This window comes from Chloroflexota bacterium (assembly GCA_013152435.1).
Lineage (GTDB): Bacteria > Chloroflexota > Anaerolineae > DUEN01 > DUEN01 > DUEN01.
In genome coordinates, this window is the sequence record JAADGJ010000002.1 from 1 (window position 1) to 10,386 (window position 10,386).

General features: G+C 64.5%; 6 protein-coding genes. 5 read left to right on the top strand and 1 reads right to left on the bottom strand.

Annotation, left to right across the window (positions count from 1 at the left end):
- Positions 1-304 precede the first annotated feature (304 nt).
- Together GXP39_00020 and GXP39_00025 are read left to right on the top strand one after the other, a co-directional pair.
- Entirely contained in the window at positions 305-1,930 is a 1,626-nt protein-coding gene (locus GXP39_00020) for a methyltransferase domain-containing protein (GenBank protein ID NOZ26422.1), read from the top strand.
- A 4-nt stretch (positions 1,931-1,934) separates the two neighbouring features.
- Complete coding sequence (locus GXP39_00025; protein NOZ26423.1) at positions 1,935-2,186, top strand: 4Fe-4S dicluster domain-containing protein; 252 nt, start codon at positions 1,935-1,937, stop codon at positions 2,184-2,186.
- A gap of 93 nt (positions 2,187-2,279) precedes the next feature.
- Here the strand turns inward: GXP39_00025 and GXP39_00030 are convergent, their stop codons facing one another.
- Positions 2,280-6,413, bottom strand: coding sequence for a CHAT domain-containing protein (locus GXP39_00030; protein ID NOZ26424.1), 4,134 nt, complete (start codon positions 6,411-6,413; stop codon positions 2,280-2,282).
- Positions 6,414-6,970: 557 nt separating this feature from the next.
- Between GXP39_00030 and GXP39_00035 the strand changes: the two genes are divergently transcribed.
- The 3 genes from GXP39_00035 to GXP39_00045 form a co-directional block, all read left to right on the top strand.
- Positions 6,971-8,227: an MgtC/SapB family protein gene (locus GXP39_00035; protein NOZ26425.1), complete on the top strand. Its 1,257-nt coding sequence runs from the start codon at positions 6,971-6,973 to the stop codon at positions 8,225-8,227.
- An 805-nt stretch (positions 8,228-9,032) separates the two neighbouring features.
- Positions 9,033-10,196, top strand: coding sequence for a mandelate racemase (locus tag GXP39_00040; protein NOZ26426.1), 1,164 nt, complete (start codon positions 9,033-9,035; stop codon positions 10,194-10,196).
- A gap of 17 nt (positions 10,197-10,213) precedes the next feature.
- Positions 10,214-10,386: aldo/keto reductase (locus GXP39_00045; GenBank protein NOZ26427.1), on the top strand; the 173-nt coding region annotated here is incomplete at its 3' end.

Below are 10,386 nucleotides of genomic sequence, written 5' to 3' on the forward strand. Positions count from 1 at the left end.
GAGAAGATGCGTATACAGACACGACACCTTGCCTCGTCCCTGCAGGCGCCATGTATGCCAATATGGACGTTGGACTTTGAAAAGGCCCTATATCCCGGTCGGGGCTTTTTCAGGGTCAGTGATGGAAACCGGGAAGGCGTAATCTTGGTGCGGGTGGCGGGAGGCAGCGCCCTTCGCCACCCGCAAGGCCAGCCTTGAGGGGCGGTCGATGGCTTCCGGCGTGCCTGTGGTATACTGGTCTTGCGACGTGGTGGCCCGTGTGGGGGATCTACCCGACTGGAAGGGCCCACGGCGCGAGGAGGCAATGGCCACCGTCTTTATGAAGTGGCTGGAGACCAGCCCAAAGGATTATGACCGGGGGATCCAGATCCTCACCCTGGGACGGTTGGGGCGTCTCAAGGAGAAGATCGTCCGGGAGTATGTCCGCGCGGGGGCGCGCGTCCTGGAGATCGGGTGCGGCACCGGCGTACTCGCCGCTCGGATGGCCCGGCAGGGGGCCGTCGTGGCGGGGATCGATGCCTCCCCCGCGATGTTGGCCGAGGCCCGCAGGCGGATCGCCGCCGAGGGTTTGGGGGACCATGTAACCCTGAGGCATATGGACGCGACCCGGATCGAGGATGAGTTCCCCCCCGCTTCCTTCGATCTGATCGTCTCCACGCTGGTCTTCAGCGAGTTGCCCCCTGACGAGCAGCGTTACGTGTTGGATGCCTGCGCAGGGTTACTGGCCCCCGGCGGGCGGCTGCTGATCGCGGATGAGGTGATCCCCGCGCGCTGGCTGCCCAGGCTGCTCTTCTATCTCGTCCGCTGGCCGCTGGCCATCCTGACCTGGCTGCTCACCCGCACCTCCACCGCCGCCCTGCGCGACTTCGATTCCCTGTTGGCTCGGAGCGGATTTCGCGCTCGGCTGGTCGCCTCCTACCTGGGCGGTAGCCTGGTCCTGTACGAGATCCTCCCCGCTGATGCGGCCCAGCCGGAGGCCGAACTCCCCGCCCCTGTGGTCGGTCGTTTGCGTCATCGCGTGACCTTGCGCACCTTGTTACTTGATTTGTGGATGCTGTTTTTCCGTATCATCCCGCCCTATCCCAAGGTGCGTCCGGGGTTGTATGCCGTCGGCCATCCCGGCCCGGACTCCCCTTTGCTGGTCACCGGCAATTTCGACTTGACGGTGCGCCGTCTGGTCCGAGGGATCGACGGGCGGGCGGATGTCTGGCTGCTGGTGGCCGATTCGGCCGGGATCAACGTCTGGTGCGCGGCCGGCGGCGGCTACTTCACCGCCGAGAAGGTGATCTCCGCCGTGAGGTCCTCCCGTGTGGAGGAGGTCGTCAGCCATCACGCCCTGATTTTGCCCCAGTTATGCGCCAACGGTGTGGACGGGTGGCGGATACGGCGGGAGATCGGCTGGGGGGTGCACTGGGGGCCCGTTCGTGCGGAGGACGTCCCGGCCTACCTGGCCGCCGGGCGCAAGAAGACGGATGACATGCGATGGGTGCGGTTTCCGGTGAGGGATCGGCTGGAGATGGTCACCGTCACGTTGGGGTTCTACGGGTTGCTGATCCTGCTTCCCGTCCTGCTTTTCTGGCGGGGAATGTTCTGGCCGATCACCGCCAGCCTGGTGGGCCTCTCCTATTTCTACGCGATCGTGCACCCGTGGCTCCCGGGCCGCGATGGGCTGCTCAAGAGCATTCCGCTGACCTTGATCGCGCTGGCCGGCCTGCTCACCTATACTGTGATCTGGGATCCGCTGCCGGCGACGCGGCTGTTCAACTGGACGGTGGGACTGACTGGCCTGTCCGTCTTCACCGCCGCCGAACTGCAGGGCATGTCCCCCTTGATGCGCGGCGAGCAGGCCAATTGGGGGTGGGAGGCCATCATCGGTGTGATGCTGGGATTGATCTACTGGCTGGTCCCGCTGGCGCTGGGCTGGAGGTGAGGTCATGAGCGCTCACCCCACCCTGTGGTCCTCTCTGGCCGAGCACTGGCGGATCGCCCGTCGCCTGCGGCGGCTGCGGATCCATTTCGATCCGGAGAAGTGCGCTGGGGTCTGGCAATGCTATGAGGTCTGCCCGGTGGGCTGCTGGACGCCCGATCGTGCCCGTCGGGTGGCCGTCTTCCACGATCCGGAGCGATGTATCGCCTGTGGGGCCTGCGTGTTGCAGTGCCCGGAGAAGGCGATCGAGCTGAGGTGATCGGCTCCTGCCCGCCGGGTACCCTGGTCGCGATGGGCTGTGGGCCATCGCCCCCGTGGATGGACGGGGCAGGCCGATCGGTGGAGGACGGGATCATGGGCAGGCCCGAGGAGGGATGTCCTCCAGGGATGACTTCAAGTCGCTCTCATCGAGAAGCCCACTGGCGAATGGGCCTTCGCAGACGATCCGTATGAATTGCTCGAAATCCGTCGGGGGGGTGCTCGTCGCTTGCAGCCAGCCCAGATCCAGCAGGTAGGCCTGGCCATCGGTGTGCCAGATGACGAGCCTCTGACCTCGCGGGGCGAAGGCGTGGCCGGCCCGGCCCGAGCCCAGATCGGCCAGCGGGTGGGACGGGCGCTGCACATCCCATAGCTCGCTCTGGTCGTCGTTGTATTGGATGACGAAGTAGGCTCCATCCGAGCTGAACCACACTCGATCGGCCCTGGCGACGCTCGTGAGCTCGGCGACCAGTGAACCGTCGGCGATACGGCGCAACTCAGCGGGTTTGCGGGCGTAGCCGATCACGAAGTGGGTCGCGTCCGGGTTTGGGCTGAACGCCGTCCAGAGAACCCCTTTCGTGGCCGGCACGGGTGAGCCGTCGACCGTCCGGTGTAGCTCGGGATATCCCTTTGGCTCGCGGGTGATGAGATATCTGGCAAGCGGGTCTTTGGCGAACTCCACCTGGACGAAGCTGCCCAGTTGGCTGATGAGCGAGCCGTCGGCGGCCCGCCGGAGCTCAGCGGGCATCCCATGAGTGTACTGGACCACAAAGTAGGCGGCCTCTGGATCCGGGCTGAAATCCACTTGGGCGATCTTCACCCGTCTAGAGCCTACCTCGTTGAACGTGGCGAGCACGGATCCATCGATGGCGCTGCGTAGCTCGCCATACTCGCCGTCGTACCCGATTACCAGGCGCTCTTTTCCAAAGTACACGTCCCGGGCGTAGCCCGGGAGCGGCATGACCGAGCCATCGGCGATGCGGCGCAGCTCGACGAGGCCCTCTCGATAGCGGACCGCGAAGAAGGAGGCGGCTGGATCCGAACTGAACGAGATCTGGATAGGGACGTCGGTGAGAGACACGGGCGAGCCGTCGGCGGTGCGCAGCAGTTCGGGATAGCCGTCGCCGCATGGGACCGGGGGCAGCTCGGCGATCTCTTCCGAGCACCCCATGCTGGGATCGAGCACGTAATTCACGAGCAGGTAGGTTGCATCGGCGTCGGGGCTGAACTGCACGGAGAAGAGGAACTCGGCGCTGGCCAGGGTGGTGATGACCGAGCCATCGGATGTGCGACGCAGCTCGGCGGGGGGATCGTTCTCGTATATCTCTATCCCATACATCCCTTGCTGGGACGTTTCCACCCGATTGCCATATTGGATGGCTACATAGCTTGCGGCGGGATCCGGGCTGAAGTTTATCCGGCTGGGGCTGCCCGTGAGCGTGGCGATCAGCTGGCCGTCGGCGCTGCGACGCAGCTCACCGGGGGTGCCGTCCTCATAGCTCACCACGAAGTAGGTGGCGGCCGGGTCCGGGCTGAATTGCACCTGGGTTACTTTGCCCGTGAGCGAGGTGATGAGGGATCCCTCGGCGATACGGCGCAGCTCGCCCGGCCGGTCCCCGTAGTCGATCACGAGGCGGTCGGGGCTGAAGAAGATCGTATCCAGCCGGCCGGGAAGGGACATGGGCATGCCGTCCTCGGTCCGGCGCAGCTCTTGCGGCGCTTTCGTGTACTGGATCATTACATAGGTGGCGGCCGGGTCCGGGCTGAACTGGGCGCGAGTTATCTCGTCCGTGAGCGTGGCGATGAGCGCGCCGTCCACGGTGCGTAGCAGTTGGCCGGGGTCCTGGGATTGATCCAGCACGACCCACGAGCGATCGTCGGAGAAGTACATGGCCTTGACGTCGCCTTGGCCCAATCGGAGCAGCCGGCCGTGTCGTGCCTGGTCTTGGGCGATCTTCTCGATCAGGGCGCGTTCGCTTTGTGGGGCGAGCCTCCAGCCCTCCAGCACCAGGCGCAGGCCCAACAGGGGGTTCTCCTCGAACTTCGACTGACCCTGGACGATCAGCGCGCGTGCGTCGGCCTTCTTTTTGGCTTTCGCCGTCTCGCGCCATTGCCATCCCGCCACGACGGCGGAGATGAGGATCAACAGGATGGCGGCGATCCCCATCCCTTGCCAGAGCCGGCGCCGGCGGCGCCTCCTTGTCCGTTCCCTCCGGCTGGCGTTTACCAATCGTTCCTCGGCAGGGGTTCTGACGCGCATGCCCGCCGCACCTTGCTCGACCAGGGCCAGGTCCTGCTCGTCCAGCGGCGCGCCATCCTGGTCGTCCTGCCACTCCACGGCGCGATTCTCCAGGATGCGGCGGGCTCGTTGTCCCGGTCTGTCCGATTCCTCGTAGCGGGCGCGGATCAATGGGGCGAGCGTGTCGTGGGATAGGCGGGTCGTCGTGGGATGTCCCGCCGGATCCCTTGTGCCGGTGGCCAGCAGGTAGAGATCGATGCATTGCTGTATCAGCGCGGGCAGCACCTCGCGCTGATGGCTGTATGTTTGCTTGATCTCTTCCGCCGTGCGCTGTTCGGCGGTGCCGAGAGGCGTGGTGTGGAAGGCGAGCAAGTCCAACGCCAGGCCGGAGTCCACCGCCTGCGGCTGGGCCTCCTTCAGGGTCGCCAGTTGTCGGCGCAGAAAGTCGTCGAGCAGGATGCCCTCCTGTTTCAGCCGCCGGTACAACTTCTGGTCGAAATGGGGGTGGGCCTCGTCGCGCTTGTGGGCCTCCTCCCACATCCTGGTCAGCAGGATCTGCAGGATCGGGGCCACCGTCGAGGCCGGATCTCCCAGCAGGTCGTCGGCGATCATGTCCGGGAGCCCTGGCTCGATGGTCAACCCATACTGTTGGCGCAGTCGCTCCGTCTGGGTCGGCCCCGTCACGGCTTCGATGACGCCGCGTCGAGAGAGGCGTTCCAGGAAGACCTTGCTGTGCGGGAGCCTTCGTTCGATCAGCCGATCCTCGATCTCCGCCAGCCACTCCTTGCGGAAGCTGAGGATCAATTTCCCCTGGGGGCGCGTGCTCGGATCGGCGAAGATGGCCACCAGGACGTCCAGGAGCTTCTGCATCTCCCGGGGTTGGGCTGCTGTGGGGCGCGTGTAGGCCTCCTCCACCTGGTCCAGGATGACGATCATGGGCTTACCGATCTGCCGCTCCCGTGCGATCCAGGCCTCTCGAGCGGGGATGTCTTCGCCGGGGAGGGATAGCGCGTCCCGGAGGGTCTCCGCCAACCCCTTCGCCCGATCGCGCCGAAGGTAACGGGTCTGGTAGTCCCCTTCCAGGCGCGGGAGCAGCCCGGCGGCCAGGAGGGATGACTTGCCGACGCCGGACTGGCCGTAGAACAGGATAATCGGGGCGCTGTGCGGCGCCGTAATCCGTTGGTATAGGTCTCGGATCTCGTGCCCTCGCCCGAAGAAGACCTCGGCGTGCTCTCGATCGAACCAGTTGAGATGACGGAATGGGATCGCCGGGAGATCTCGAGGGGGTGGGGTGGGAAGCCCGAAGAGCGGGTCTCCCGCGGCCTCCGGCAGGTTCCACTGGGCTGCCGCCTCCGCTCCATCTCGGAGGTAGAGCGCCCAGGGCCATGGGGCGTCGGGCGGGGCTTCGGACCAGTACAGGCCCCTCGTGTCGTCGCCGTGAGCGGTTCGAATGGCGGCCTCGGCTTCGCTATAGGCCGTTCGGATGCTGGCTCCGCCGGCCAGGCTCTGGTAGAAACGGCGCGCGAAGTCCATGGCGACCCGGTCTTCGATGGCGCGGGATGTGGCGATGACGGCGGGGACTTGGGCGTCCAGGAGCCCTTGCACCTGTCGTCGGGTGGAGCAGGCGTTGAGGAAGACCAGTTGCAACCCTCGCTGCTGCCCCAGGAACGCCGCGAGCCCACCCGCGTGGGCGACGGTGGGGGTGCCCTCCGCGGACTCCAGCAGGAGGTAATAGCCGTTCGCGTGGCCGCCGTAATGGAATACGGCGATGCGGTTACGGTATTGGGGATCCTGGAATACGTCGAGAATATCGTCCAGGGTTGCGTTGGAGCGTTCCACCAGGTTGCAGAGGCCGTCTCGTTGGGCGCGTTCCAGCGCGGCGCGTAGCCGGCGAGCTTCTTCGGGCAGGTTGCGAAGGTACCCAACTTGGTCATCTCGATCGTTGGCGAACGCGAGGAAGATGACAGGCTTCGCTCCTGGGCCGGTCATGGGACTTGCCTCCCTCCAGGCGGGTGGACGCCTGGCAACTGGCTGTCGCGCATCCGCAACCTCGATCTGCACCTGCCGCCGGGGAGTGACGTTGACCGGGGTGTGTGGCTCGGCGATGACGGTCCTGCGGGGGATGGTGTGAGGGAGTGGCGCCCCATAGATGGGGTGTTGGCGGCGGCGCTGGGAAACGACCGTTTCCTCCCTTGCGGATGCGATTGTACCATGTCTGCTCGAATTCCGCTATCGCCGATCGTGTGTCCAAAGCGGTGGAGACTCGCAGGATACCCACGATGCCCACCGCGGGTTCTCAGGGAGGCGGAGGAACAGTGCCATTCTCCCGCCTTGCACCTGTCCCTTCTCGGCCTGACTCGGAAAGGCCCTGCTCCATCAGCTGAAGGAGGCCGAAGGTGGCTGGGGTATGTGGTATAATGGGGGCCATGTTAAACGATGGATGCGGGATGCTCGCAGGCACCTCGTGAGGCTGCCTTGGGATGTGGGTGTGCCTCTGGATCGCTTCATCAAGATCTCTATAGGAATCCTAGCGAAAGCCACAAACGATGAGTCAAGCTGACCTGTTCCTTCGATTCGGCGCGGCTATCGCCATCGGCTTCATGGTGGGCCTTCAGCGCGAGTTCGCTCATGGAGGTGGGGGGCGGGAGATCGCGGCGGGCGAGCGCACCCTGGCGCTGATGGGGCTGGTGGGGGCGCTGGCTGCCATGGCCGCGGAGCAGCTCGGATCGCCCGGGGTGTTCCTGGGGATCATCCTGCTGCTGGGGACCTTCGCCGCCGTGGCCTACTTCACCGATGCGTGGCGGGGCCGGGTGGGAATGACGACCGAGGTGGCGATGCTGATCGTGGTCCTGGTGGGGGCCCTGTGCTATTGGGGCTATCTGACCATCGCCGTCGCCGTGGGCATCGCCACCACCGCGTTGCTGTCCCTCAAGCTGGAGACGGACCGCCTCGTCCGGGCCCTCACGCGTGAGGATATCTTTGCGGCCCTGCAGCTGGCGGTCATCAGCGCGATCGTGCTGCCGGTGCTGCCCAATGAGAGCTTCCTGCCGCCGCCTTTCGATGTGTTGAATCCCTTCAAGATCTGGTTGATGGTCGTGTTCATCTCGGGGATCAGCTTCCTGGGATATGTGGCCATCAAGATCGTGGGGCCGGAGCGGGGCATCGGCCTGACCGGCTTTCTGGGGGGGATGGTCTCCAGCACCGCGGTGACGCTCAGCTTCTCCGAGCGCAGCAATCAGGATGACGCCCTGGCGCGCCCTTTCGCGCTGGCGATCGTGGTGGCGTGGACGGTGATGTTCTCTCGCGTGCTGGTGGAAGTGGGCGTGGTGAATCGGGAGCTCCTGAAGGTGGTGTGGATCCCCATCGCGGCGATCGGCGCCGTCGGGCTTCTCTACTGTGCCTACCTGTATCTCTTGCAGCGCGCCAGGGAGCGGAGCGATATCCAGTTCTCCAACCCGTTCGATCTGATGTCGGCCATCAAGTTCGGCCTGTTGTATGCGATCGTGTTGCTGGTGTCACGGACGGCACAGCTCTACTTTGGGGACACGGGGATCTTCCTCTCCAGCATCGTCACGGGCGTCGCCGATGTGGATGCGATCACCCTGTCGGTGGCCGAGCTAAGCCGCATGGGGGATGTGGAGCTGGTCGTCGCCTCCCGGGCGATCGTGATGGCCGCGGTGTCGAACACGGTGGTGAAGGGGGGGATCGCCCTGATGGGGGGATCCCCGGCGCTGAGGAAGGCGTTGCTCCCCGGGGTCCTGTTGATGTCGGCGGTGGGCATTGGCGTCGCCTTCCTGGTCTAGACGACCGTCTTCGGGGCTCCTACGCTTGCGTAGGGTAAGCGTCAGGTAGTCGTACAGTAGAAGTCGTCCAATAAATGCTATAATACTTTCAGCCCCGGCGCATGGCCCTGCATCGCAGCCTGGCAGATGGAGCCCCACCCTCCCAAAGCCTTTTTCATTGCAGCCATGACCGGGGGCTTTTTTTGTCCTCCGTTCGTCTCCTCGCACGCCACGCCAGGTGAGAACCCCGTCCCCCGGATCGCGATCACGTTCAGATAGTACCGCATTAGATCGGGTTGTTACCCCGCTATTTTGTGGTTTGCGTTGGGGAAAGCCCTGTATATTGTGGTGTTTTCCGCACTTGCGTGGCGCCTTGCTGCCACCATGGTGAAGCGCAGGGTTGTCTCAGGCGCAGAGTTTCCTCTCTCCTCCTTTCCTCTTCTGTTCCAGATCATTGATCGTGTGGCTCCATCTTGGAGAGTGATCCCCCTCCACTCCCTGGGGCGGGTGGGCAAGGCTTGTCCCTGGGAGGGCCCGGAGGGGCAAAGCCTCTCCGGAGAGGCCCCTCCTTCCGTCTCTGGCCTGCCGGGCCTTGGCCTGGATCTCCAGTGGAAAGGGCCGAGGAAGGCGAGTGCAGGCTGGAAAGGCGGGGATTCTGTGGGGAAGGACCCCCCTCTATAGCCTCCCCCGGAGGATACGTCGCCGGTGCGGTTGACGCCCCGCGTAAGGCCTGGTATAAGTGATACGATACATGGGTGGTTATCCGGCCCGCCTTCGGTTCGGCGAGCGCATCCCCGCAGCTTGCATGTGCATCAGGAGGAGGAAAATGGCAGAGCCCAGGATCACGGGAGTTGAGATCCACGAGTATGAGTACACGATGGAGAACCTGGGGACGGATTACAACGGGTTCAACCTGGTCTACGTCCCCGACGGCCGGGTCACCATGAAGGGCTACATCATCCGTATCCTTACCGATGTGGGCCTAGTGGGGGAGTATGCTGGAGGAAGCGCCGCTGAGTATTCCACATTGCCCCGGCTCGTGCATTATCTTATCGGGAAGAACGCTTTGGAGCGGGAGCGCATCTACACCGATGTGAAGCGGGCTCTGCGGCAGGTGGCTCGCGTCGGCCTGGCGCCGATCGACAACGCCTTGTGGGATCTGGCCGGGAAGTACTACGGCGCGCCCATCTACAGGCTGCTCGGTGGCTACAAGGAGAGCCTGCCTTGCTACGCCAGCACGTATCACGGGGATCACAACGGGGGGCTGGACTGCCCGGAGGCTTATGCCGATTTCGCCCAGCAGTGTCTGGAGATGGGATATCCCGCTTTCAAGATCCATGGGTGGGGGCGGGCCCCCATCGCTCAGGAGATCGCCACAGTGCACGCCGTCGGGAAGCGGGTGGGCGATCGGATGGATCTCATGTTGGACCCCGCGTGCGAGTACATGACCTTTGGGGACGCGCTCAAGGTGGGATGGGCCTGTGATGAGGAGCATTACTTCTGGTATGAGGACCCATACAGGGACGGTGGGATCTCGCAGTTCGCTCACCGAAAGCTGCGTCAACTCATCAAGACCCCCTTGCTCATGACGGAGCATGTGCGCTCGCTGGAGCCCCATATCGACTTCGCCCTGGCCGATGCCACGGATTTCGTCCGCGGGGACGTGGGCTATGATGGCATCACGGGCGTCATGAAGCTGGCCCATGCCTGTGAGGCGCTGGGGATTGACATCGAATTTCATGGCCCCGGCCCGGCTCAGCGGCAGTGTATGGCGGCCGTCCGCAACACCAACTACTATGAGATGGGGTTGGTGCATCCCAAGGCCCCCTCGAGCCAGGACATCCCCTTGTATGAGGATGGCTATCGGGATGCCCTGGATGCGATCGATCAGCAGGGGCATGTCCCCGTTCCCCAGGGGCCCGGGTTGGGCGTGAAGATCCATTGGGACTGGGTGGAAAAGCACCGGACCGGGCTGGTGCGGTATCCATGAGGGGATAGGAGATACGGATGGAGTATCGCAAACTGGGGCGAACCGATATCGAAGTGTCCGTCGTGGCGATGGGCTGCTGGGTCTTCGGCGGTGGCTTCGTGTGGGGGGACCAGGAGGAGGCCGAGTCCATCGCGACCGTCCGGGCGGCGCTGGACGTGGGGGTGAACTTCTTCGATACGGCGGAGGGATA

Bases quoted from the DNA above. Each gene is read 5' to 3' on its own strand.
- GXP39_00020 (NOZ26422.1), top strand. From the start codon at position 305: ATGGCCACCGTCTTTATGAAGTGGCTGGAGACCAGCCCAAAGGATTAT.
- GXP39_00025 (NOZ26423.1), top strand. From the start codon at position 1,935: ATGAGCGCTCACCCCACCCTGTGGTCCTCTCTGGCCGAGCACTGGCGG.
- GXP39_00030 (NOZ26424.1), bottom strand. From the start codon at position 6,413: ATGACCGGCCCAGGAGCGAAGCCTGTCATCTTCCTCGCGTTCGCCAAC.
- GXP39_00035 (NOZ26425.1), top strand. From the start codon at position 6,971: ATGAGTCAAGCTGACCTGTTCCTTCGATTCGGCGCGGCTATCGCCATC.
- GXP39_00040 (NOZ26426.1), top strand. From the start codon at position 9,033: ATGGCAGAGCCCAGGATCACGGGAGTTGAGATCCACGAGTATGAGTAC.